The organism is Terrabacter koreensis (assembly GCF_054783315.1).
On the sequence record NZ_BAAGQU010000012.1, the window covers coordinates 324,708 to 348,664 of the forward strand.

A 23,957-nucleotide genomic window follows, 5' to 3' on the forward strand; every position below is an offset into this window, starting at 1 on the left:
TCCGATGACCTCTCGACCAGTCAGCATGCGGCGCCGGCTCGGCGTCGCGGTGGCCGCGACCGCGCTCGCGACCGTCCCCTTCGCGGGATCCGCTCTCGCCCAACCGATTCCGTATGCCGTCACGCCGGCCCGTGCGGCCGCTGCACCTGTCGCCGTGGCGCCGTCGGTCGCTCCCGCCGCCCCCGCGGGCAAGCTCACGCCGTCGACACCGGGCTGCACCGTCACCCCGGCGGCCGCGCCCGATCCCGAGATCGTCCGCTGCGACCTCTGGGCCAAGGCCGGCACGAACCAGGTTCTCGGACAACCGATCCCGATCTGGGGCTACGCCACTTCGGCGACGGGGCCGGCGACCGCACCTGGGCCGGTGATCGTGGCCCGGCAGGGTGACCGCGTCGAGGTGACCTTGCACAACGCCCTGGGTCAGCCGACGTCGCTGGCCTTTCCCGGTCAGCGCGCGGCGGACTTCACCGAGGGCCTGCCCGGGTCCGCTGAGGACCCCGGCGTGATCAACGGTGAGACGGCGCGTTACACGTTCACCGCCTCTCGCGCCGGCACGTTCCTCTACGAGGCCGGCCACACGGCCGGCGGCCCCCGCCAGCTGGCCATGGGCCTGAGCGGCGCCCTCGTCGTGCTCGGCGACGGGACGGCATACGGCCACTCGTACGACGACGAGGCCGTGCTCGTGCTCAGCGAGATCGACCCCGCGCTCAACGCGAACCCTGCGGGCTTCGACATGCGCGAGTACCACCCGGCCTACCGGCTCATCAACGGCAAGCCGTTCCCGTCGAGCGACCCCGTGCCGACCGACCAGGGCCACACGGTGCTGCTGCACTACGTCAACGTCGGCTCCGAGCTGCACTCCATGAGCACCCTCGGCGCCGGCCAGACCATGCTGTCGCACGACGGCCACGCGCTCACCTTCCCCGAGCCGTCCGTCGTGGTGCCCGTCGACCCGGGCGTCACGGTCGACGCTCTCGTGACGGTGCCGTCGGGTCCCGAGTCGAAGGTCGCGGTCTTCGAGTCCGCCGCGCGGCTCGACAACGCCGGCCAGACTGCGGGCCCCGACTCTCCGCAGGTGGCCTTCGGCGGCATGATGACCTTCCTCGACACCAATGCGCCGCCGCCGAGCACCGACGAGGTGGGGCCCGTGTCGACCACCATCACGGCCACGCCGAACCCGTCCGACGGCACGAATGCCGTCACGGTCCGCGCGACGGTGAGCGACGCGACGACCGGCGGGAGCGCCGTGAGCGGCGCCGAGTTCGTCGTCGACGACGCGACCTCCGTCGGCGTGGGGTTCGGCACCGCGATGACCGGCACCTTCGGCGTGCCGACGACGACGGTGACCGGCACCATCCCGGCCGTCGCCTCGGCGGCCCAGTGCGCCTCGCTGACGCCTCCCGTCGACCTGCACTGTCTCACCTCGGCCAAGCACACGATCTTCGTGCGCGGCGTCGACGCCCAGGGCAAGTGGGGCGTCGTCGGGTCGGTCATCCTCAACCTCGCCAAGGCGGGTCCGCAGACGGTGGCCGCCACGGTCAGCCCGAAGCCGGCCAGCGGCGCAGGCAACGTCACGGTCAGCGCGACCGGTGACGACACCGCCGCCGGCGGCACCATCACCGGGGCCGAGTTCTTCATCGGCGCCGTCGGGGCCAACGGCTCCGGCACGGCGATGTCGCTCAACAGGTCGGCCACGAAGGTCGCCGAGACCGGCACCATCCCGGCCGCGACGGTCCGTGGCCTCGGTGAGGGCACGACGCAGGTGTGGGTGCACAGCCGCAACTCCCAGAACATCTGGGGACCGGCCGTGCCCGTCGACCTCGTCGTCGACCTGAGCGCACCGGGCGTCAACGCCTCGACCGTCGGGCCCAACCCGACGAACGGCATCGTCGGCTCGAAGTCCTACCCCGGCTACCTCGTCATCTCCGCCGACTTGGAGGACCGCGACGCCGGCAACGGGCTGCAGAGCAACGTCGTGGCGGCCGAGGCCTTCATCGACCCGGCGACGACGACACCGACGGGTGGCACGGGCCTCACGCTCATCGCGGTCGACGGCAAGCTCGACTCGCCGACCGAGCAGGTCTACGGGCTCATCCCGCTCACCCAGGTGCGGGCCATGGCCGCAGGTGAGCACCGCGTCTACGTGCGCGGCAAGGACGCGGCCGGCAACTGGGGCAGCCTCACGGCGAACAACGCCCTCGTGCGCCTGCTCGTCGACAAGACGGCGCCGGTCCTCGGCACGCTGACCGGCACGCCCAACCCGACCGCGGGGGCAGCGACGCTCACCCTGTCGGCGACCGCCACCGAGGTCCCGCCCGGCTCCTACGTCGGTCCGCGCTTCCAGGCGGCCGAGTACTGGACGGGCACGACCGACCCCGGCGCCGGCAAGGGCACCCGGGTGCAGCTGACCGACGCCAACGGCATCGTGTCGGCAGACATCCCGATCGCCGGCATGCTGCCCGGCGCCGTGCAGTTCAACCTGCGCGTGCAGGACGCCGCCGGAAGCTGGAGCAACGTGACCTCGACCGTCGTCCAGGTGACCCGCGCGAACGCGATCTTCAGCGACACGTTCGACAGCGGCAACCTGTTGGCCTGGACGAGCGTCACCAACGCCGCTCGGGCCGTGGCCAGCCTCGCTGCCGGCAACCCCGCCGGCAGCTATGGCCTCGCGGTCACGCTGCCGGGTGGCGGGTCCAACGCGCCGGCGTACGTCACCGACAACAGCCCGGTCGACGAGACGACCTACCACGCGCAGTTCTCCTTCAACCCGAACACCCTGGTGACCGGAACGGCCTGGGTGACGGTGTTCGAAGGGCGCACGGCCACGGGTCAGGCGTTCGCGGTGCAGTTCCAGCGCAACGGCACCAACGGGTCACGACTGCTGCGGGTCGTCATGAGCCGCAACGTTCTCGGCGGCGTCGGCATCACGACGGGCGCGCAGTACGCGGTCCTCGCCGGCGCACACACCGTGCGCGTCGACTGGGCCCAGGGCACCGGAGGGTCGCTGCGCTTCGTCGTCGACAGCTCCGTGCGCTACACGCTCTCGGGCAACAACACCGGCACCGCGATGCAGGTCCAGTCGGCCCGCCTCGGCATCACCGCCGGCACCACCACCGCGTCGACCATGGCGGGCACGGCCTGGTTCGACTCGTTCGTCTCGACCCGGGTCAGCATCCCCTGACCCGGTCCCACCTCGTGCCGGGGCCACCTGCCCGTGGCCCCGGCCGGCACCTCGGAGGGCAGTCCGAATGAACACCACCACCTACGTCCCGACACCCGACGAGGCTCCGGCGAAGGAGCCTCGCCCACCCTGGCTGCGCGTCGCCATCGCGGTCGCAGCCGTGCTCCTCGTCGCCGTCCTGGGCGTCGTCGCCGGCCGGCTGGTCCGCGGCGACGACCCGCGGGCGCGACCGTTCCCGCAATCCACACAGATGGAGACCGCGCTCGGCGTGCGGTTCTCGCGAGTGGCCGTCGTCGGCGACGGTGGCCTCGTCACCGTCAGCTACGTCGTGCTCGACGTCGACAAGGCCACCCGGTTCCTCGGTGACACCACGCACCCGCCGACGCTGCGCAGCGAGGCGCGGTCGGCCTCCACGACGCGGGTCTCGATGATGCGGCAGGGCCACATCAACCGGGCCGGCGCCACCTACTACTTCGTCTACCAGAACACGGGGGGCGCGCTGCGCAGCGGCGAGGAGATGACGATCGAGTCCTCCGGCCTCCGTCTCGAGCACGTCCCGGTGCTGTGATGCGCCCCCCGCTCCGGTATGCCGTGGGGCTCGCTCTCGCCCTGGCCGCCGCCTTCGCGCTCGTCGTCGGCGGCGCCGCCCCGCCGGCGTCGGCGCACGCGTACCTCTCGTCGAGCACGCCGTCCGACGGCTCCAGCCTCGGGCAGGCGCCGCGCTCGGTCGAGCTGCACTTCACCGAGCACGTCGTGCTCGAGTCGACCGAGGTCGTCGTCACCGACACCCAGGGGCGCCGGCTCCAGGCCACCACGCTGACGCTCGTCGGCGAGGACGAGGACCGGGAGTCGCCGTCCACGGTGGTGGCAGCGCTGCCGCCGCTCGGCATCGGCGCCTACCACGTCACGTGGCGCACGCTCTCGGCCGACGACCTCCACGAGTCCGGCGGCGTCCTCGCCTTCGGTGTCCAGAGCGCCGTCCGGGCAGCCGGTCCGAGCGAGGCCAGTCCCGACCTGCTCGAGCTGGCCGGCCGGTGGGCCGTCCTCGCGGCGCTCGCCGCCGGGCTCGGTGCGGTGGTCGTCGGCCGGCTCCTGCTGCGGGGCGGGCAGCCCGGAGCCCCCGCTCCCGGCCTGCCCGCGGTCCTGCGGCTGCGGCGGCTGGCCCGTCGAGCGCTCTGGGTGGGCGCTGCGGCCGCCCTGCTCCTGCTCGTGGCGGACGTCGTGCGGTTCGGCGGCCAAGCCGTCACGAGCACGTATGCCGTGCGGTGGGGAGCCCGCGAGCTGGCCCTCGTGGTCGCTGCGCTGGCCCTCGTGCCCTCGCGCTCATCGGCGCGCCCGGCGTCCGGGCGCAGAGACGCCGCCGCTGTCTCAGCCCTGGCGGCCGCCGGGCTTGCCACGGTGCTCGTCGGCCACACCGGGCTGCGGGGTGGGACCACCTGGGTGCTGGCCTCGACGGCCCACCTGCTGGCCTCCCTGGCGTGGCTCGGCGCGGTGGGCGCCCTCACGCTCGTGGCGGTGCGGGCCCGCGGCCTCGGTCTCTCGCGCGGGGAGGTCGCGTCACTTCTGCGCCGCTTCGCCGTGCCGGCCACGAGTGCCGTCGTGGTCGTCGTGGTGTCGGGCGTCTACCTCGCGAGCGACGTCATCGTGTCCGTCGACGCCGGCCTCGTGACGACGTACGGCCGCATCTTCGTCGCCAAGCTCGTCGCAGCCGCCGTCGTCGGTCTCATCGCGCTGGGCACGGCGCGAGCGGTCCGAGCGGGCTCGGCCGCACGCGTACCTCGGCTGCGGCGTGAGGCGGTGGGCCTCACCGTCGTCGTGGCCCTCGGCGGCCTTTTGGCCACCGGGCAGCCCGCGACCGCGCCACAGCTGGTGACGCGCGACGAGCCGAGCGTCGTCGACAGCCGTGCGGTGGCCGACCTGCAGCAGACGGTCGCGTTGCGCCCCAACCGTCCCGGAGCCAGCGTCGCCATGGTCGACGTCTTCGACACCCGACGACCCTCGCCCGGACCTGTCACCGGGGTGACGGTCTCTCTCCGGTATGCCGCGGCCGCCGACACCGACGCCGAGGTTGCACGGCCCGCCTCCGACCCGGTGGCGGCGCAGCAGGTCACCGGGTCGCGGTGGGCGGCGGGCATCGAGCTCCCCGCCGACGGAGCCGTCGACCTCGACGTGGCGGTGCACCGGCGCGGTCTGGACGACGTGCGCAGCACGATCCGGTGGGTCGTCGCGCCCAGCACGCCGGTCGAGACCGTCGTGTCGCGAGCCCCCATCGCGGGCCCGCTCGCGTGGACCGCGCTTGTGCTCGCCGTTCTCGCCGTCCTCGGCGGACTGGCCGCCGCGGCCCTGCTCCGGTCGCGGCTATCGTCGCGCCGCGCGCGGGCGGCCGGTGGGGTGGTCGCTGCGGCCGCAGACAAATCGGATACGCAGGCGCCCGAGCGTCTTTCGCGTTCTACTTGAGAAGAGTCGACGCGGGTCCGAGGGGGTCGGGCCCGCAGCAGCAGGGAGCAGTGGGGATGCGTCAGCGGATGGAGCGCCTGCTCGCGGCGGGGGTGGCCGCGGCCTTGGGTTGCGCCGTGCTCACCGCCACTCCGGCTCGTGCCGCCGACGACGGTTCGACCGGTGCCACGCCCTCCCCGACCGTGCAGCCGAGCCTCGGCTTCGGACCGCCGCTCGCGTCCACCACCCCCACCTCGGGCCCGTCGGCACCATCCGGCTCGCTCGGCGGTGCGGGCGGTGCGGGCGGTGCTGGTGGTACGGACGGCACCCCGGCGCGCACTGCCGACCCCCTGCCCACCCTCGGCGGACTCGGCGGGGTGCTCGTCACGCCGCTGTTCGAGCGCCTCCTGCTCGCGGCCGGCTCGGTCGTGACCGCCCAGCAGGCCAAGCCGGCCGGCCCGGGCGACCCCCAGGCGGACGTCGGCGCGGCACCCGACCCGGCGACGCTCCAGCCCGGCGGCGGCACCAGCGCCACGGCCTCGACCTGGCAGCCGAGAGCCGACATCCGGGTGCCGACGGCCGTGGCGGTCCCGCCGAAGGGTTCCGCCAACGGACCCCTGAGCAAGGAACAGATCATCTGGTCGGCCTACACGGCCGCCGCGGCGAGGAAGAGCTCGTGCCGCATCCCGGTCATGCTGCTCGCCGCCATCGGCGAGGTCGAGTCGTCCTCGCTCCGCGGCCGCCGGCTCGACGCGTCGCACGACGCGGTGCCTCCCGTCCGGGGGCCGGCCCTCACCGGTGGCAACTACGCCGCCATTCGCGACAGCGACGGCGGACGCTTCGACGGCGACCCCGTCTGGGACCGGGCCGTGGGTCCCATGCAGTTCATCCCGGCCACCTGGCGGATCTGGGGTGCGGACGGCAACGGCGACGGCATACGCGACCCGCAGAACATCGAGGACGCGGCGCTCGCGGCGGCCGGCTACCTCTGCGCCGGCGGGCGCGACCTGTCGCGGGCCGCCGACCTGCGGGCGGCCGTCCTGTCCTACAACCACTCGCAGCGCTATCTCTCGACCGTGGTCGGCATCGTCCGCGCCGTGACCTCCGGGGCCCTCGCCGGCCCCTGAGCGGACCCCCTTTCCCCACCCCACTCGCATCGAGAAAGCAATCCGTCCGGACGGATTGCTTTCTCGATGGGCGGGGGTGGGTGGTCAACTCCCACCCATCCGGTGGGGATGGATCGGATACCGGACCCGTTTGGGTCAAGATAATGAGCGGTTATACATTCGATCACATGACCGTCACCGACTCCTCGCCCGGGACCGTGCCCGCGCGCCCCGGCACCCGGCCGCCCCGCGCCGGCCGCTCGAACGGCCAGTGGAAGGTCGACGGCACCGAGCCCCTCAACGCCAACGAGGTGTGGAAGCAGGAGGAGGGTGGCCTCAGCGTCCGCGAGCGCATCGAGCAGGTCTACGCCAAGGAGGGCTTCGCCTCGATCCCGCCGCAGGACCTCTCCGGCCGGTTCCGCTGGTGGGGGCTCTACACGCAACGCAAACCCGGCATCGACGGCGGCCGCACCGCCCAGCTCGACGACACCGAGCTGTCCGACGAGTACTTCATGCTCCGCGTACGCCTCGACGGCGGCGCGCTGAACCTCGCCCAGCTGCGCACCCTCGCCGAGATCGGCCAGGAGTTCGCCCGCGGCACGGCAGACATCAGCGACCGGCAGAACATCCAGTACCACTGGATCCGCGTCGAGGACGTGCCGGAGATCTGGCGCCGTCTCGAGGCGGTCGGCCTGCAGACCACCGAGGCCTGCGGCGACACGCCCCGCGTCATCCTGGGCAGCCCGCTGGCGGGCATCGCGAAGGACGAGATCCTCGACCCGACGCCGGTCATCGACGAGATCCTCGACCGCTACATCGGGGACCCCGAGCTCGCGAACCTGCCGCGCAAGTTCAAGTCGGCGATCACCGGCCACCCGAGCCTCGACGTCGTGCACGAGATCAACGACGTCTCGCTCGTCGGGGTCGTGCACCCCGAGCTCGGCGCCGGCTACGACCTCTGGGTCGGCGGCGGCCTCTCGACGAGCCCGCGCCTCGCCGAACGGGTCGGCGTCTTCGTGCGGCCCGAGGAGGCGGCCGAGGTCTGGCACGGCGTCATCCGGATCTTCCGCGACTACGGCTACCGCCGCCTGCGCAACAAGGCCCGCCTCAAGTTCCTCCTCGCCGAGTGGGGTCCCGAGAAGTTCCGCCAGGTGCTGCAGGACGAGTACCTCGAGCGGGCCCTCCCCGACGGCCCGGCCCCGGCCCGCCCGACGGGTCCCGGCGACCACGTCGGCGTGCACGAGCAGAAGGACGGCCGCTTCTACGTCGGCGCCGCCCCGACGGTCGGACGCATCAGCGGTGACGTGCTGACCGGCCTCGTCGAGCTCCTCGAGCAGGTCGGCTCGGACCGGCTGCGCCTCACGCCGCACCAGAAGCTCGTCGTCCTCGACGTCCCCGCCGAGCACGTCGACACGCTGACCGCCGGCCTCGAGGAGCTCGGCCTGAGCGTGGCGCCGAGCCCGTTCCGCCGCAACACGATGGCCTGCACCGGCATCGAGTTCTGCAAGCTCGCCATCGTCGAGACGAAGGCGACGGCGGCCACGGCCATCGCCGAGCTGGAGCGGCGCCTCGCCGACGTCACCGACCAGCTCGACACCCCGATCAGCCTCAACGTCAACGGCTGCCCCAACTCGTGCGCCCGCATCCAGGTCGCCGACATCGGCCTCAAGGGCCAGCTCGTCACCATCGACGGCGAGCAGGTGCCCGGCTTCCAGGTGCACCTCGGCGGCGGCCTCGCCTCGGTCGACCGCGACGAGGCCGGCCTCGGACGCACCGTCCGCGGCCTCAAGGTGACGGCCGACGACCTGCCCGACTACGTCGAGCGCGTCGTGCGGACCTTCCTCGACCAGCGCGAGACCGGCGAGACGTTCTCCGCCTGGTCCGCCCGAGCAGACGAAGGAGCTCTCCAGTGACCGCTGTCCCCCTCACCACGCCGAAGGTGCCGCGCAAGCGCCGCTCGGAGGCCGAGCTCAAGGCGATCGTCGACGACTTCAACGCCACCCTCGGCGCCGACCCCGAGCACGAGCCGACCGCCGACGAGATCGCCGCGTGGGCCGCCTTCCACTTCGACGGCTCGCTCGCCGTGGCGTGCTCGATGGCGGATGCCGTTCTGCCGCATGTGGTCTCGCGCTTCGCGCCGGGCGTGGACGTGCTGTTCCTCGAGACCGGCTACCACTTCTCCGACACGATCGTCACGCGCGACATCGTGGCCGAGGACCTGCCGATCAACCTCGTCAACGTCATGCCCGAGCTGACCGTGGCCGAGCAGGACGAGAAGTACGGCGCCCGCCTCTACGAGCGCGACCCGGCCCTCTGCTGCCAGATGCGCAAGGTCGAGCCGCTCGCCCGCACCCTGCCGCTCTACGAGGCCTGGGTCACCGGAGTGCGCCGCGAGGAGAGCCCCACGCGCACCGACACGCCGCTCGTGAGCTGGGACGAGAAGAACGGGCTGGTCAAGATCAACCCGCTGGCCGCGTGGACCTTCGACGAGCTCCTGGCGTATGCCGCCGACAACCAGGTCGAGGTCAACTCCCTTCTCTCCGACGGCTACCCGTCGATCGGCTGCGAGCCGTGCACCCGCCGGGTCGAGCCCGGCGAGGACCCCCGCGCCGGCCGCTGGGCCGGCTTCACCAAGACCGAGTGCGGACTCCACACATGACGACGACCGTGACGAACACCCCGAGCGCTGAGGCCCGGAGCGACCGGCGGCTGAGCCAGCTCGACGCGCTCGAGGCCGAGGCGATCCTCGTCATCCGCGAGATGGCCGGCGAGCTCGAGCGACCGGCGCTGCTCTTCAGCGGCGGCAAGGACTCCGTCGTCATGCTCCACCTGGCGACGAAGGCGTTCTGGCCGGCGCCGATCCCGTTCCCGGTGCTGCACGTCGACACCGGCCACAACTTCCCCGAGGTGCTGGCCTACCGCGACGAGACCGTCGAGCGGCTCGGGCTGCGCCTCGTCGTCGCGAGCGTGCAGGACTACATCGACGACGGCCGGCTGCGTGAGCGCGCCGACGGCACCCGCAACCCGCTACAGACGGTGCCACTGCTCGACGCCATCAACGACAACCGCTTCGACGGCGTCTTCGGTGGTGGCCGGCGCGACGAGGAGAAGGCGCGCGCCAAGGAGCGCATCGTCTCCCTCCGTGACGAGTTCGGCCAGTGGGACCCGAAGAACCAGCGCCCCGAGCTGTGGAACCTCTTCAACCCGCGCCACCGCCCGGGCGAGCACGTGCGCGTCTTCCCGATCAGCAACTGGACCGAGGTCGACATCTGGCGCTACATCGAGCGCGAGGACATCCCGCTCGCGCCGCTCTACTACGCCCACGAGCGCGAGGTCTTCCGCCGCGACGGCATGTGGCTCGCGGTCGGCCCCTACAGCCAGCCGCGTGACGACGAGCCCGTCGAGAGGCGCCTCGTGCGCTACCGCACCGTCGGTGACATGTCGTGCACCGGCGCCGTCGAGTCACCGGCCCGCACCAACGCCGACATCGTGCTCGAGGTGGCCGCGTCGACCCTGACCGAGCGCGGCGCCACGCGCGCCGACGACCGCATCTCGGAGGCCGCCATGGAGGACCGCAAGAAGGAAGGCTATTTCTGATGGTCGCCGCCACCACGCCTGTGCTCGACCCCGCCGCCGTCGCCGGTGCCGGGCGCGGCACGCTGCTACGCCTCGCGACCGCCGGCTCCGTGGACGACGGCAAGTCGACCCTCGTCGGCCGGCTGCTCCACGACACGAAGTCGGTGCTCTCGGACCAGCTCGCCGCCGTCGAGCGCGTGTCGCGCGACCGCGGGCTCACCGCCGCCGACCTGGCGCTGCTCACCGACGGCCTGCGCGCCGAGCGCGAGCAGGGCATCACGATCGACGTCGCCTACCGCTACTTCGCGACCGCGAACCGGTCGTTCGTGCTCGCCGACTGCCCCGGCCACGTGCAGTACACGCGCAACACGGTCACCGGCAGCTCCACCGCCGACGTCGTCGTGCTCCTCGTCGACGCACGCAAGGGCGTGCTCGAGCAGACCCGCCGGCACCTCGCCGTCACCGCACTGCTGCGGGTGCCGCACGTCGTCGTCGCCGTGAACAAGATCGACCTCGTCGACTTCTCGCAGGAGGTCTACGACCGCGTCGAGTCCGAGGTGCAGGCGGTGGCCCGCGAGCTCGGTGTCGTCGACGCCATCGCCATCCCCGTCAGCGCCCTCGACGGTGACAACGTCGCCGAGCGCTCCACGCGTACGCCCTGGTATGCCGGCCCGAGCCTGCTCGAGCTGCTCGAGGCGCTGCCGCCGTCCGACGACCCCGCGAACGAGTCGTTCCGCCTGCCGGTGCAGCTCGTCATCCGCCCGCAGGGCGCGGCGCGCGACCCGCAGTTCCGCGACTACCGCGGGTATGCCGGCCAGGTCGCCTCGGGTGTCGTGCGCGTCGGTGACGAGGTGGTGGCGCTCCCGTCGGGCCGTCGCACGACCGTCACGGGTATCGACCTCGGCGAGGCGAGCCTGGAGGAGGCCTTCGCGCCGCAGTCGGTGACGCTGCGCCTCGCGGACGAGATCGACATCTCGCGCGGCGACGTCATCGCCGCCGCGACCGACGCCCCCGAGCCGACGCAGGACATCAAGGCCGTCGTCTGCTGGCTCGGCGACGCCCCACTGCGCCCCGGCCAGCGACTGCTGCTCAAGCACGGGTCACGCACCGTCCAGACCGCCGTCCGCACGCTCGACGGGGCCCTCGACCTCGACGACCTGCACGCTGTGCCGGCGGAGTCGTTGTCGCTCAACGACATCGGCCTCGTGACGCTGCGCCTGGCGTCACCCGTGCCGGTCGAGAACTACTCGACGTCGCGCCGCGGCGGGTCCTTCCTGCTCATCGACGCCCACGACGGCCGCACGGTCGCCGCGGGCATGGTCGGTGCCACGCTGCCGACCGCCGCCGACGCCCCGTCGCAGCCCGAGGGTGACGAGGAATGGGAGATCTGAAGTCGGCGCTGCCGGTCGTCCTCGACCTGACCGGCCGCCTCGTCGTCGCCGTCGGGGGCGGGCCGGTCTCGGCACGCCGTGTGCGGGCCTTCCTCGACGAGGGAGCCGTCGTGCGTGTCGTCGCGCCGTGGCTGTGCGAGGACCTGCACGACCTCGCTGCCGCCGGACGTGTCGAGTGGCTCGAGCACGACTACTCGGGACCCGCCGACCTCGATGGGGCCTGGTTCGCCCACACCGCCACGGGCGAGGCGTCCGTCGACCGTGAGGTCGCCGCCGACGCGGAGTCCCGGCGCATCTGGTGCGTCGACGCGACCGACGCCGCCGGGACGACCGCGAGCGTCGCGGCCCGAGCCGACGTCACGACGCCCGACGGCCGGGTCACCGTCTCCGCGTATGCCGCCGGCGACCCGGGCCTGGCCGTGACCGTCCGCGACGGGGTGGAGCGCGCCCTCGTGTCGGGCGCCCTCGACCTGCGCCGCACCCGCACCCACGGGCGCCGCGGCTGGGTCGCCCTCGTCGGTGGCGGACCCGGCGTCGACGGTCTGCTCACGACCCGCGGCCACGAGCTGCTGGCCTCGGCCGACGTCGTCGTCGTCGACCGGCTCGCGCCGCGCGCCGTCGTCGACCGCCTTCCCGCCTCGGTGCGCGTCATCGACGTCGGCAAGACCCCCGGCAACCACCCCGTGCCGCAGTCGCGCATCAACGACATCCTCGTCGAGGAGGCTCAGCGCGGCGTCGGCGTCGTGCGCCTCAAGGGCGGCGACCCCTACGTGCTCGGCCGCGGCGGCGAGGAGCGCGAGGCCTGCGAGGCACACGGCATACCCGTCGAGGTCGTGCCCGGCGTGACGAGCGCCGTCTCGGTGCCCGCGGCGGCCGGCATCCCCGTGACGCACCGCGGTGTCGCGCGCGGCTTCACCGTCGTCACCGGCCACGAGGACATCCCGGCGCTGCCGACCGGAGGCGACCACACGCTCGTGCTGCTCATGGGCGTCACCCAGCTCGCGCGCACGACGGAGCTGCTCGTCGCGCACGGCCGCTCGGCGGACTGCCCGGTGGCCGTCGTGGAGCGCGGCTTCGCCCCCGACCAGCGCACGACCGTCGGCACCGTCGCGACCATCGCCGGCCTCGCCCGGTCACGCGGAGTGCGTGCCCCGGCGGTCGTGGTCGTCGGCGACGTCGTCCGCCTCAGCCCCCACTGGCCCACCGACCCCCAGTGACGACGCCTTCTCTCGATCGAGAGCCGATCGAAAGTACGCGTAGTCACGCCGTCGGTCCGTGACAACGCGTTCTCTCGATCGAGAACCCGATCGAGAACCCGATCGAGAGAACGCTCGGTCACGTGGTGGGCGTCAGGGCGGCGGCCTGGGCCTCGAGGATCTCGGCGAGCTGGGGCCAGCGAACAGCACCCGACCGGCCACCGAGTGCGGCGACGACGACGGTGCTGCCGACGACGCACCACGCGGTCAGGGTGCGCGAGTGCTCCCCGTCGAGGACGAACGGCTGCTCGGCCGCCTGCACGTGACTGGCGCCCACCACCTCGGGCGGCGACACGGTGCGCAGCTCGCCGACGTCCGACAGGCCCTTGGTCCTCGGCATCGTGCGGGGCAGGGCGCGCAGCTCGTCGAGGCCGGCCCGGGCATCCTCTGGCGTGGCGAACGGGATGACCTGGATGAACAGGTCGGCGCGGCCGACCTCCTGGTACGCCCGCACGCTCGTCACCGACCGCGCGGCCCGGGCCCGCGTGATCGCGTCACTGGTGCTGCCGCTCGCACCGGTGCGGTAGGTCCGCTGCCCGCGCGCCGCCCACGGTCCGCCGGGAAGGTCGCTCGTTGTGAGGCATGCGTTGCGGGACCCGATGGACCTCACCTGCGCCAGCACGAGGCGCCCGAAGCTCGTCACGCGGTCACGATATGCCGACGCGCGGCCGCTACGTGACGGCGGCGAGGATGCGGTCGATGCGGGGGAGCGTCACGGGGTCGTCGGGGATCTCGAGGAACCACTGCGCGAGGCGCGCCCGCTCGGCCTCCCTGGTCGCGCCGACCCAGCGCGAGCAGGCGAGCTGCCCGATGTGGGCCTGCTCCGCGACGAGCATCGTGAAGTGGCCGCGGCGGGTGACGTGGCCGGGGCCGCCGGCCTCGCGGTATGCCGTGTTGAGCCGACGCGCCCGCGACGGGTCGTCGTCGCCGAACTCGAAGAGCACCATCGCGAGCTCCTGGCTGGGGTCGGCCGGGCCCATGTTCTCGTAGTCGATGACGCAGACGCGGCCGTCGGCCGACGCGAGCACGTTGTCGGCCCACAGGTCGCGGTGGCAGGTGATCGGCGACTCGTGCGGCTCCATGACCGCCTCGACGGCGACGAGCTCGTCGACGAGCGCCCCGAGCTGCCCGGCGAACGGGGCGTCCTCGTCGACGAGGCGCTGGTGCAGCTCCCGCCAGCTCGCCTCGCCGAACCCGGCCGCGAACCAGTTGTCGACCGCGGCGTCGGTGGGCGCGCCGGCCCGGTGCAGCGCCGCGAGGGTGTGGCCCACGGCTGCCGGGTCCAGCTGTCGTGACCGGGACCGCAGGTCGACCCACTCGAAGACGCGCACCGCGGTGTCGGCGACGACGGTCGCGACCTCGTCCCGCCGGGTGCGCACGAGCCGCGGCGTGAAGACGCCTTCGGCCAGGGCGGCATCGACGAAGTCGGCGTCCCGGGAGACGTCGGCGAGGTCGGGGGTCGCGAACCACTCCTTCACGGCATGGGTCCCCGCCGAGGTGTCGAGCCGCCAGACCTGGCCGAGCTGACCCCGCGCGACCGGCCCGGTCAGTCGGGCCGGCCCGGGGAGGGCGTAGGCGTCTGCGACCGCGTCGGCCGCCGAGGGGGTGAGCACCGCAGTGTCCGCTCAGCAGTGCCGGCTCACGGCAGCAGCCGCCAGACGGTGATGGCGACCGTGAGCACCGCGAGGCCGAGGGCGGCCCAGCCGAGCGGTGTCCTGCCCGCCCGGCCGCGTCCGAGGAGCAGCAGGAGCGCCGCCAGCACCGACAGCACGGCGGCGGCCACGGTCTCCTCGGGCCCGGCGTCGATGGTGCGGATGACGAGGGTGTCGTCGAAGCCCACGCGGGCGATGCGACCCATGAGCCGCACGACGAAGAAGAGCCACCACCCGACCGTGATCCAGAACAGGGCCGACCCGACCTGGCCGATGAGGGGGTCGACCGGCCGGTCGCTGCCGGCCGAGCCGGCCTCGGGTGCCACGGCCCCGGCGGGCGGCGGCCACCAGCTCGGCTGAGCGGCATACGGGCTCGGCTGGCCGGCATACGGGCTCGGCTGAGCGGCATACGGGCTCGGGGCGCTCGTCGGCGCACTCGTCGGGGCGGGTGGGACGACGGGCGCGGAGCCCGCCGTCGGGAGGGCGCGGGTCGGCTCGGCGACGGGCAGCGCCTGCGTGGGGAGAGGCACGACGAACTGCTCGTCGGGGCTCCCCGACGCCGGTGCGGGCCCGGACGGGCCGGGGGCGTCGCTCATGGCGACAACGTACCCGTGGTCCGGGCCGTTGGCCCGTATCCGTCAGCCTCCCTTCTTGCGACCGCTGAGGAACATCAGGAAGTCGAACCACATGGGCCCGCCGAGGGCCATGGCGCCGACCGTCACGGCGAGCCCGAGCACGTGGGACACGGGGTTGGCTCCGCCCGTCCAGCTGCTGGACCACCGGTCTGACCAGCCCTCGGAGAAGGGGATGACGACGCCGAGCGTGGCCATCTTGTCGAGCTTCTGCAGACCGCAGTTCAGGGTCTTCTCGACGGGGTCGGTGACGGTGGTCTGGCACCCTGCCGTGATGTCGGCGGACGTGAGGTCACCCACCGTCGCGGTGACGACCTGCCGCACCGCGGCGTCGGTTCGAAGGCCGTCGGCGATCCGCAGCGTGTCGAGGTTGCAGAGGACGGCGACGATCAGCCCGATCACGGCCAGGACGTACTTGATGTTCTTCCGGTAGGTCTCCGTCAGTCTGACCATCTGCGCGTCGAACCATTTCGAGAGCTCGTCCGTGATCTTGTCGACGTCGTCGCCGAGCTGAGCGGCGCGCGTGGCGAGGAACTGCCCGATCGGGGAGTCTCCGTAGGCCGCGGCCAAGGACTCCAGTCGCGCCTGGACGGTGCCGCCGGTGCCCTTGATGGTCGCGAGCTCGAGGATGGCCGAGGCGAAGACGGCGCCTGGCACGTTGGTGACCTTGGTGCGGCCGCCTGTCACGTAGTCGAGCCCCTTGACCGAGGGTGCCCCGGCAAAGTCCGCGAGGCGTTGGCCCGACGAGTAGCCGGCGGCGGTCACGCCGGGCGCCGGCGCATTGAGCGCCTCGGGTCTGGGGTCGAACTGCGCCCCCGGCACCAGGCTCTGGAAGATTCTCGGAGCGCCTAGCGTGCGCGCGCTCTCGTCATCGTCCTTCAACAGGCGGGCCAGTGCCGCCCACAACATCTTCGACCGTGTGTTCATGAGCCGGGTCAGGCCCTCGGCCACCCCGCTGACGAGCGTGGCGCTGACGTAGTAGACCAAGGCCAACCCGATGGCGACCTCGAGAATCACACTTTGCATGTCGAGTCCCCTGCCTGCTCACGGCGTTCACTGACCCAACTCAGATTCCTCTCATCGGGCACCAACCGCAGCAAAACACGGCAATCGACCTCGCCGTCACTCCTGTGCGGCGGCGCGCTGCTCGTCGTCGAAGGCGATGAGCGAGGCGGCTTCGTGCATCGGGACGCCGGCGGCGACCGCGGAGCGGGTGCGGCCGATGTTGCGCGACGTGGCGGCCATCGCAGCCGCGACCTTGCCGCGGCTCCAGGTCAACGAGTTTGCCGCCGCGACACCGATGCTCGAGCCGACCTCGATGGCGTCCTGGTCGGCGCCCATGTAGAGGAACTGCCACCCGTAGTCCTTCGTCTGGCGCTCGATCATGGCCTTGACCTGCGGGTGCGTGAGCTCGCGCGACGCGTTCTCGTGGCCGTCGGTCATGATGCCGACGATGACGACGCCGGGCCGCTCGTGCTCGGGCAGCGCGGCGAGCCGCTGGCCGGCCTCGCCGACCAGTCGGCCGATGGAGTCGAGCAGGGCGGTGCTGCCGCGCGGGGCGAGCTGCAGCGGGGGCACGTCGGCGACGGGCCGGTCGCGGTAGACCTCCTCGTACTGGTCGTCGAACTGGGCGAGGGTGACGCGGCACTGGCCGGACTGCGACCGCTGCTCCTCGATGAAGGCGTTGAAGCCGCCCTCGGTGTCGTCCTTGATCGACTGCATGGAGCCGCTGCGGTCGAGCAGGAAGTAGAGGTGGGTGAGGTTCGGGTCGGTCATGGTGGTCCCCTCTCAGGTGGTGCGGCGCGCGCGGAAGCGCATCGGTTTCGGTTGGTCGGGCGAGTCGGCCGCCACGCGGTGCCGCCCCTCCTCGAGGTCGTAGCGGGCGCGCTCGACGCCGGCCGCCGTGACGCGACCGGAGTCCGAGCCGTATGCCGCGAGCAGCCGCGTGCGTGCGAGGCGCGGGCCGACGGCGTTCTCCGACAGGCCCGCCAGCGCGCCGGCCGTGCGGATGGTGCCGCCCTCGGAGACCAGCACGGCGGCCATGGCCTCGTCGATGGCGGTGGTGACGTGCTCTTGGGCGATGCGCAGGAGCGGCAGCGCGGCGCTGGGAACCTCGGCGTCAGCGCCGGCGAGGGCCGAGGAAGCGGCGTCGATCGCCGCCCGGATGGTCTCGCTCGAGGCTGCCGGTGCAGGGTTCTGCGGGTGCTCGCTGCTCATGCCCACCACGATGCCGCATTAACTGCGGCGACGCAATAGCGTCGGGGCCGCCAAGAGTTCGTGGCCTGCCTCCGATGAGTCCGGCGGGGCGGAGTTCGCGTGGCGCGGGCCGTCCCGAGGGCGTACGCGTGGGGTGGGCGTGCGCTGGGGCGCCCGGGTCGGGCGGCCACGGGCTGCAGGCGGGGAAGCCGAGAAGGAGCGCGTGACCGCCCGACGGACGGGCGACCGGTTGTGACGGTGGTTCAGGCGAAGGAGAAGAGGGCGATCGGGTCGGAGGTGGGCTGGCCCGAGCCGCCGGGAGGCTCGACGGTGATGCCGGCCCCGGTGGCCTTGCTCGCGTCTCCCTCGAGCACGACGACCTGGTCGGGCCCGGCCGGCATGACGCCGGCCGAGGCCATGTGCCCGGTCGGGTCCTGCAGCCACAGCTGGTAGACCTTGCCGTTCGGTGGCTGGGCCATCCTGGAGGTGACGATGACCGCCTTGTGGAGCGACTCGGAGCGCCACACCGTTGCCGACGAGCCGTCGGGGAAGCGCTTGGCCGTGCTGGTCCTGTCGCCCGCGGCCAGCACCTGGTCGGCGATCGCCCTGGACGGGTCGGTGTTGACCTGACGCCACACCGTGAAGCCGCCGATGGCGAGCACCGCCACCGTGGCAGCAGCCACGACGAGACGCCATCCGCGGGCGAGCCCGCGGGTGCTGCGGGTGCGACGTCGCTCGCCGAGCTCGTCATCGCGCGGGCCGGCAGCCGTCGGCTCCGCCCCGGTGGCTGCGGTCGGCTCGGGTGCCGGCGTGGGCGCGGCGACGTCGTCGACCGGCTCCTCACGCGGCACGGTGAGCGGCGGCAGGGGGCGGATGTTCGCGATGTCCGCGAGGACCTTCGCGCGAAGAGAAGCCGGAGGGGTGGCCTCGGTCAGCACCGACAGCTCCGTCGCCGCGGCAACGAGGCTGTCGACCTCGGCCTGGCACGCGGTGCAGCCGGCGAGGTGTCGCTCGAACCGCGCCCGCTCGACGTCGTCGAGTGCGTCCACGGCATAGGCACCCGAGAGCGCGTGGATGTCGTCGCTCACAGTGTCACCCCCAGCGTGTCTCGTAGTCGGATGAGTCCATCACGTATGCGTGTCTTGGCGGTCCCGAGTGGCAGGTCGAGCATCGAGGCCACCTCCGTGTGCGTGTAGCCGCCGAGGTAGGCCAGCTCGAGGGCCTGTCGCTGGGCCTGGGTCAGCGTCTCCAGGGCCCGATGAACCCGCTCCGCATCGAGCCGCTCGACGACGGCCTCTGACGTGGAGTCGTGGGTGACGTCGTGGGTGCTGGCGCCGTAGCCCTCGTCGCGGTGGCGGGCGGCCTCCGCCGAGCGGACCCGGTCGACGGCCTTGCGGTGGGCGATCGTGAGCATCCACGACAGGGCCGCGCCCTTGGACGGGTCGAAGCGAGCGCTGTGCCGCCAGATCTCGAGAAAGACCTCCTGGGTGACCTCCTCGGACTGGGCCGGGTCGCGCACGACCCGGCGGACGAGGCCGAACAGACGGGCGGAGACGGCGTCGTAGAGCTCTGCGAACGCCGACTCGTCACCCGTCGCGGCCCGTCGGAGCAGGCGCTCCAGCTGGACTGGGCGGGAGGTCCCCTCCGGCGACTCATCGCCGGAGGGGACCACCGAGAACCGTGACATGGGGTCCATTGTGTCGCCCGTCGTCGTGGTGTGCGTCAGCCTGGTCGGGAGACGATCAGGGCATCAGGACGCCGTCGATGATGTAGACCGTGGCGTTGGCGGTCGGGACGTTGCCGCAGATGACCTTGGCGTCCATCTTGCCCACGGTGAAGTCCTCACCGGAGCCCTTGACCGTGATCGTGGTGCCGGCGAGGGTCTTGTGGTCGCCCGCGAGCTTGTCCGGGGCGATCTTGCCGGCCACGACGTGGTTCGTGAGGATCTTGGTGAGGGTCGGCTTGTCGGCCAGGACCTTCTTGAGGTCGGCCGCGGGGATCTTGGCGAACGCGTCGTTGACGGGCGCGAAGACGGTGATCTCGGGTGCCGAGTTGAGGGTGTCGACGAGGCCGGCGGTCTTCACGGCGGTGACGAGCGTCGAGAGCAGCGGGTTGTTGCCCGCGGCCGTCGCCACCGGGTCGGTCGCCATGCCGTTGAACGAGCCCTTGCCGTCCTTCGGCACGGCGGCGCAGCCCGCGCCGAAGACGGCCGAGGAGGCGTCCATCGAGTCGGACGAGCTCATCGTCTCGGACGGCGTCGGCGTCATGGCGTCGGAGGTGGCCGACGAGCTCGCGGCGGGCGTGCTGCCGGCACCGGCGGATGCGGTGTTGTCGGTGGAGCTGCCACAGGCGGCGAGGCCGAGCGGCAGGGCGATGGCGAGGGCGACGAGCCCGGTACGCGTCTTCATGGTCTTCATCTCGATAGCTCCTGGTGTGTGTGGTGGTGCACAGTCAGAGGGGGTTCGCTGCTGTCGCAGCTTTGGATTGGTTGTGGGACAAGCTTTTTCGCGGCGGGTGCTGAGGGTGCACTCAGGTGACGGTCACCACGACCTCCTGGATGCCGCTCGAGCCACTGGGGAAGGGCGTCGCGCGCTCGGTGATCTGGGCTCGCCCCGCGAGGTCTGTGGCGCGGACCGAGATGCGGTGCAGGCCGGGCCTCGCGTCCCACGGCAGGAACCACTGCCGCCAGTAGTCGATGCCGACGTCCGGACCGAGTTTCGTTGCCTGCCAATCACCGTCGTCGATCTTGACCTCGACCTTCCCGACGCCGCGATGCTGCGCCCAGGCGACACCACCGACGGCTGTGCGGCCTGCCGGGATCGTCGAGAGCGGCGCCGGCGTGTCGATGCGGGCGCTCGTCTTGATCGGTGCGTCCGTCGCCCACTGGCGTTTGGTCCAGTACGCCTGGTCGGCGGCATACGTGGTGAGCGTGAGCTTCGTGAGCCACTTCGTGGCGCCGACGAAGCCGTAGAGGCCGGGGGTGATGAGGCGTGCGGGGAACCCGTGGGTGTCACTGAGCTGCGCGCCGTTCATGCCGATGGCCACCATGGCGTCGCGGCCGTCGCGGACGACCGACAGCGGGGTGCTGATGGTGAAGCCGTCGACGGCGGTGCTGAGCAGCTGGTCCGGGGCGCCCTTGACCCCGGCGCGGTCGAGCACGTCGGTGAGCCGCACCCCCAGCCAGCGGGCGGCGCCGATGTAGCCGCCGCCGACCTCGTTGGAGACGCACGTCATGGTGATGTCGCGCTCGATGAGCGGCATCGCGGACAGTTCGGCGAAGGTCATCGTGACGGGGCGCTCGACCATGCCGTCGACCTCCAGCGTCCACGTGTCCACGTCCACCTGGGGCACGACGAGGTTGGTGTCGACCCGGTAGAACTTGTCGGTCGGGGTGCGCAGGGGCGAGATGCCCTTGACCGTCGACTCGAGGCCCTTCGGCAACGGCTTGGCAGGGTCCTGGGCGCGCGGGAGGGCAAGCTGCTTCGCCCGCTGGGCGCCGGCGCGCAGCTGGCCGCCGACGACGGCGAGGGCGGAGAGGACGGCGACGCCGAGCGCGCCACCGAGGAACCCGCGCCTGCCGGTGCCGACGGTGCGAGGGATCGCGGCCGCCTGGTCCTCGCCCCCGGCGGCCCGCCGGGCGAGCCCGGCCAGCCACACCAGCACCGCGACACCGGCGGCCATGGCGGCGAGCGACGGCACGACGTCGCGCACGGCGGCCGCCGGTCGGAGCAGGGCGGCCGCGCCGGCGAGACCGGTGAGCAGCACGATGAGACCCACGGCGAACGGCATCCTGCGGCGGCTGAGCAGCCCAGCGACGGCGGCGAGAGCCAGCGTCCCGGCGAGCACCGAGCCCTGCAGCACCGCCTTGTCGGCGGTGCCGAAGCGCGCGATCGCCCACTCCTTGACGGGTGTCGGGGTGAGGTCGATGACGGTCGAACCGATCGCGAGGACCGGTGACGCGGCAGGCGACACGAACGCCGCGACGAGGTGGCCGGCGGCGATGCCCGCCATGGCGGCGAGGATCCCGCACAGGGCGAGTCGTAGACGTGTCATGCACCGTGGTTCGTCGCAGGCGGCCCGACCGGATGGCAGACGGCCCGGCCGCGCGGGGCGCGGTGCTCAGCCGCGGAGCAGGCGACGGATGGTCGTGCCGTACGCGAGCCGTGCGACGAGCGCGACGACGGGGTCGAGCGCCGCGGGCAGCGGGCGCACGCGGATGACCTGATCCCACTCGACCCGTGAGCCCCGCCCGGTGGGCACGACGGCGAGGTCGATCTGCCCGCGAACGACGTTGCCCTCCTTGCGGATCCGCGCAGTCCCGGCACTTTCGAGGGCAGGCGGACTGATCTGGTCCACCACCATGCGGTCGTCGAAGCCGACGGGCCCGACGGCCGTCCGGGCCACGAAACGTGACCCGGCTCGCAGCCCGTCGGCCGTCAGCACCTCACCGCGCAGGGTGGTCAGCGGGATGGCGCGGGTGTGCGCCCGCAGGTCGAGCAGGCGCCGCCACGCCTCGTCAGCGGGCAGCTCGGTCTCGACCACGACGGTGAAGTGCGCCATGGGCCACAGTCTCACCTACTGCGCGGCGGTCCAGGCAGGGCTCGCGGTCCGGCAGGGTCACCCGTTCAGCCAGGGCCGCCATGACACCTGTCACGGGCAGGCCGTGACCGTTGCCCCTGACGGTGGCCGCCGTGGCTTGGGAGAGTGGCACCGTGACCACATCGACCACAGCGACCGCCCCGGCCATCGAGCTGCGCCGTCTGGTGAAGACCTTTCCGCCGCAGCGCGGCTCGCACGACACCGAGGTGCGGGCCGTCGACGCGATCGACCTGCGCATCGAGCCGGGCGAGGTCGTCGCGTTCCTCGGCCCCAACGGCGCCGGCAAGACGACGACCCTGGACATGGTGCTCGGCCTGACCGAGCCCACGAGCGGCACGGTCGAGGTCTTCGGGCGCCGCCCACGCGAGGCCGTCGTCTCGGGCGCGGTGTCCGCCGTGCTGCAGACCGGCGGGCTGCTGCGCGACCTCACCGTCCGCGAGACGGTCCGCATGATCGCGTCGACGTATGCCGTCCACTCGCCCGTCGACGAGGTCATCGACCGCGCCGGGCTGGCGACACTCGCTGACCGCCGGGTCTCGAAGTGCTCGGGCGGCGAGCAGCAGCGGCTGCGCTTCGCGCTCGCGCTGCTGCCCGACCCGCGCCTGCTCGTCCTCGACGAACCGACCGCCGGTATGGACGTCACGGCCCGCCGCGACTTCTGGGACACGATGCACGCCGACGCCAGCGCCGGCCGCACCGTCGTCTTCGCCACGCACTACCTCGAGGAGGCCGATGCCTTCGCCGACCGCATCGTCCTGGTCGCGGGTGGTCGCATCGTCGCCGACGGCACGACCGCCGAGATCCGGTCGCGAGCGAGCGGGCGCACGGTGTCGGCGACGCTGCCCGAGCAGTCCCGCTCGCGCGCGGTCGCCGTGCTCAGGGGGACCGACGGCGTGCGCGGCATCGAGGAGCGCGGCGCCCGGGTGCTCGTCTCCGCGACCGACTCCGACGCGGTGGCCCGGCTCCTGCTCGGCGAGCTGGGCGGCACCGACCTCGAGATCGTCACCGCCGGGCTCGAGCAGGCCTTCATGGCCCTGACCGGCGACGGGCGCGACCGCACCACCGACGGCGAGGGCGCCGGCGACGGCGGCCGCGCCGCCCGACTCGATGCCCGACTCGATGCCCGACTCGACGCCCGGCTCGATGCCAGACACGACCACCACGACGAGGAGCTCGTCCGATGAACGCGACCTTCACCCTGCTCGAGATGCGCCGGATCACGCGCGACTGGGCCGGCATGTTCTTCACCGCCGTGCTGCCGGCGTTCTTCTACCTGATCTTCGGCTCGACGGTCGACGCGAAGAGCGCCGACATCGGCAACGGCAACGTCGCGATGTACGTGATGATCAGCATGGCGGCATACGGCGCCGTCACGGCCACGACGAGCATCGGCGGCAACGCCGCGGTCGAGCGCGTGCAGGGCTGGGGACGCCAGCTCGGCCTCACGCCGCTGGCCGACAGCTCGTACATCGCCATGAAGGCGCTCATCGCGATGACCGTCGCGGCCGTGCCGATCCTGCTCACCTACGTGCTCGGCGCCATCACCGGCGCCAAGGGGTCGGCGACCGCGTGGGCCCTCAGCGCCGCGCTCGTGCTCCTCGGGTCGTCGGTCTTCGCGCTCTACGGCCTGCTCATCGGAACTGCGTTTCGCTCGGAGGCGGCCGTCGGCGCGGCCGCCGGCACGCTCGTGATCTTCGCCTTCCTCGGCAACCTCTTCATCCCGCTCTCGGGCGCGCTGCTGTCGTTCGCCAAGCTCACCCCCCTCTACGGGTATGCCGCCCTGGCGCGCTACCCGCTCACCGAAGGGTTCCTGCCCGACGGGTCGCGTGACCCGCTCTGGCTGCCGGTCGCGAACGTCGTCGGCTGGGCGCTCGTCTTCGGGGTGCTGGCGACGGTGCTCGTGCGGCGCGGGCGGGAGCGCCAGTGACGGCC

General features: G+C 72.7%; 22 protein-coding genes. 11 read left to right on the forward strand and 11 right to left on the reverse strand.

The window, feature by feature from the left end; genetic code table 11:
- Positions 1-4: 4 nt before the first annotated feature.
- The 9 genes from ACYVNR_RS20400 (at position 5) to cobA (ending at position 12,907) form a co-directional block, all read left to right on the forward strand.
- Positions 5-3,181 carry a multicopper oxidase domain-containing protein gene (locus tag ACYVNR_RS20400; RefSeq protein WP_461050622.1) on the forward strand — a complete coding sequence of 1,059 codons (3,177 nt, stop codon included), beginning with the start codon at positions 5-7 and terminating at the stop codon, positions 3,179-3,181.
- 67 nt (positions 3,182-3,248) lie between these two features.
- Positions 3,249-3,749: a hypothetical protein gene (locus ACYVNR_RS20405; protein WP_045188807.1), complete on the forward strand. Its 501-nt coding sequence runs from the start codon at positions 3,249-3,251 to the stop codon at positions 3,747-3,749.
- Positions 3,749-5,638 carry a copper resistance CopC family protein gene (locus tag ACYVNR_RS20410; RefSeq protein WP_461050624.1) on the forward strand — a complete coding sequence of 630 codons (1,890 nt, stop codon included), beginning with the start codon at positions 3,749-3,751 and terminating at the stop codon, positions 5,636-5,638. The genes ACYVNR_RS20405 and ACYVNR_RS20410 overlap by 1 nt, the downstream gene beginning before the upstream one ends.
- A 56-nt stretch (positions 5,639-5,694) precedes the next feature.
- Positions 5,695-6,744, forward strand: coding sequence for a lytic transglycosylase domain-containing protein (locus tag ACYVNR_RS20415; protein WP_461050626.1), 1,050 nt, complete (start codon positions 5,695-5,697; stop codon positions 6,742-6,744).
- Between the two features lie 167 nt (positions 6,745-6,911).
- Positions 6,912-8,636, forward strand: a complete 1,725-nt coding sequence (locus ACYVNR_RS20420; protein ID WP_461050628.1) for a nitrite/sulfite reductase — start codon at positions 6,912-6,914, stop codon at positions 8,634-8,636.
- Positions 8,633-9,382, forward strand: coding sequence for a phosphoadenylyl-sulfate reductase (locus ACYVNR_RS20425; RefSeq protein ID WP_082080748.1), 750 nt, complete (start codon positions 8,633-8,635; stop codon positions 9,380-9,382). Before ACYVNR_RS20420 ends, ACYVNR_RS20425 begins: the two co-directional genes overlap by 4 nt.
- The gene (cysD, locus tag ACYVNR_RS20430; protein WP_461050631.1) at positions 9,379-10,320 is read left to right on the forward strand and encodes a sulfate adenylyltransferase subunit CysD; all 942 of its coding nucleotides are present in this window, start codon (positions 9,379-9,381) and stop codon (positions 10,318-10,320) included. Before ACYVNR_RS20425 ends, cysD begins: the two co-directional genes overlap by 4 nt.
- The gene (locus ACYVNR_RS20435; protein ID WP_045188800.1) at positions 10,320-11,690 is read left to right on the forward strand and encodes a sulfate adenylyltransferase subunit 1; all 1,371 of its coding nucleotides are present in this window, start codon (positions 10,320-10,322) and stop codon (positions 11,688-11,690) included. Before cysD ends, ACYVNR_RS20435 begins: the two co-directional genes overlap by 1 nt.
- On the forward strand, positions 11,678-12,907 hold the full coding sequence (gene cobA / locus ACYVNR_RS20440) for a uroporphyrinogen-III C-methyltransferase (protein ID WP_461050633.1): 1,230 nt from the start codon (positions 11,678-11,680) through the stop codon (positions 12,905-12,907). The genes ACYVNR_RS20435 and cobA overlap by 13 nt, the downstream gene beginning before the upstream one ends.
- Positions 12,908-13,025: 118 nt before the next feature.
- Here cobA and ACYVNR_RS20445 read toward each other — a convergent pair whose 3' ends face one another.
- The 11 genes from ACYVNR_RS20445 to ACYVNR_RS20495 form a co-directional block, all read right to left on the reverse strand.
- A complete protein-coding gene (locus ACYVNR_RS20445) occupies positions 13,026-13,589 on the reverse strand; it encodes a hypothetical protein (protein ID WP_461050635.1) in 564 nt (187 codons plus the stop codon).
- Between the two features lie 28 nt (positions 13,590-13,617).
- Positions 13,618-14,559 (reverse strand): phosphotransferase enzyme family protein, encoded by a 942-nt coding sequence (locus tag ACYVNR_RS20450; RefSeq protein ID WP_461050637.1) that lies wholly within the window; start codon positions 14,557-14,559, stop codon positions 13,618-13,620.
- A 26-nt stretch (positions 14,560-14,585) separates the two neighbouring features.
- Positions 14,586-15,194 carry a hypothetical protein gene (locus ACYVNR_RS20455; RefSeq protein WP_461050639.1) on the reverse strand — a complete coding sequence of 203 codons (609 nt, stop codon included), beginning with the start codon at positions 15,192-15,194 and terminating at the stop codon, positions 14,586-14,588.
- 42 nt (positions 15,195-15,236) lie between these two features.
- Positions 15,237-16,256, reverse strand: coding sequence for a hypothetical protein (locus tag ACYVNR_RS20460; RefSeq protein WP_461050641.1), 1,020 nt, complete (start codon positions 16,254-16,256; stop codon positions 15,237-15,239).
- A 96-nt stretch (positions 16,257-16,352) separates the two neighbouring features.
- Positions 16,353-17,006 (reverse strand): vWA domain-containing protein, encoded by a 654-nt coding sequence (locus ACYVNR_RS20465; protein ID WP_461050643.1) that lies wholly within the window; start codon positions 17,004-17,006, stop codon positions 16,353-16,355.
- A gap of 12 nt (positions 17,007-17,018) precedes the next feature.
- Positions 17,019-17,447, reverse strand: a complete 429-nt coding sequence (locus tag ACYVNR_RS20470) for a hypothetical protein (RefSeq protein WP_052677116.1) — start codon at positions 17,445-17,447, stop codon at positions 17,019-17,021.
- A gap of 242 nt (positions 17,448-17,689) precedes the next feature.
- Positions 17,690-18,514, reverse strand: coding sequence for an anti-sigma factor (locus ACYVNR_RS20475; protein ID WP_045188784.1), 825 nt, complete (start codon positions 18,512-18,514; stop codon positions 17,690-17,692).
- The gene (sigK, locus tag ACYVNR_RS20480; protein ID WP_461050645.1) at positions 18,511-19,122 is read right to left on the reverse strand and encodes an ECF RNA polymerase sigma factor SigK; all 612 of its coding nucleotides are present in this window, start codon (positions 19,120-19,122) and stop codon (positions 18,511-18,513) included. The genes ACYVNR_RS20475 and sigK overlap by 4 nt, the downstream gene beginning before the upstream one ends.
- Before the next feature lie 46 nt (positions 19,123-19,168).
- Positions 19,169-19,843 (reverse strand): fasciclin domain-containing protein, encoded by a 675-nt coding sequence (locus ACYVNR_RS20485; RefSeq protein WP_461050647.1) that lies wholly within the window; start codon positions 19,841-19,843, stop codon positions 19,169-19,171.
- A 112-nt stretch (positions 19,844-19,955) separates the two neighbouring features.
- Complete coding sequence (locus ACYVNR_RS20490) at positions 19,956-21,479, reverse strand: molybdopterin-dependent oxidoreductase (protein ID WP_461050649.1); 1,524 nt, start codon at positions 21,477-21,479, stop codon at positions 19,956-19,958.
- A 66-nt stretch (positions 21,480-21,545) separates the two neighbouring features.
- Positions 21,546-21,986, reverse strand: coding sequence for an SRPBCC family protein (locus ACYVNR_RS20495; protein ID WP_045188778.1), 441 nt, complete (start codon positions 21,984-21,986; stop codon positions 21,546-21,548).
- 152 nt (positions 21,987-22,138) lie between these two features.
- Here ACYVNR_RS20495 and ACYVNR_RS20500 point away from each other — a divergent pair, with 152 nt between their 5' ends.
- Together ACYVNR_RS20500 and ACYVNR_RS20505 are read left to right on the forward strand one after the other, a co-directional pair.
- Positions 22,139-23,209 carry an ABC transporter ATP-binding protein gene (locus tag ACYVNR_RS20500; protein ID WP_461050652.1) on the forward strand — a complete coding sequence of 357 codons (1,071 nt, stop codon included), beginning with the start codon at positions 22,139-22,141 and terminating at the stop codon, positions 23,207-23,209.
- The gene (locus tag ACYVNR_RS20505) at positions 23,206-23,952 is read left to right on the forward strand and encodes an ABC transporter permease (RefSeq protein ID WP_461050654.1); all 747 of its coding nucleotides are present in this window, start codon (positions 23,206-23,208) and stop codon (positions 23,950-23,952) included. The genes ACYVNR_RS20500 and ACYVNR_RS20505 overlap by 4 nt, the downstream gene beginning before the upstream one ends.
- Positions 23,953-23,957 lie beyond the last annotated feature (5 nt).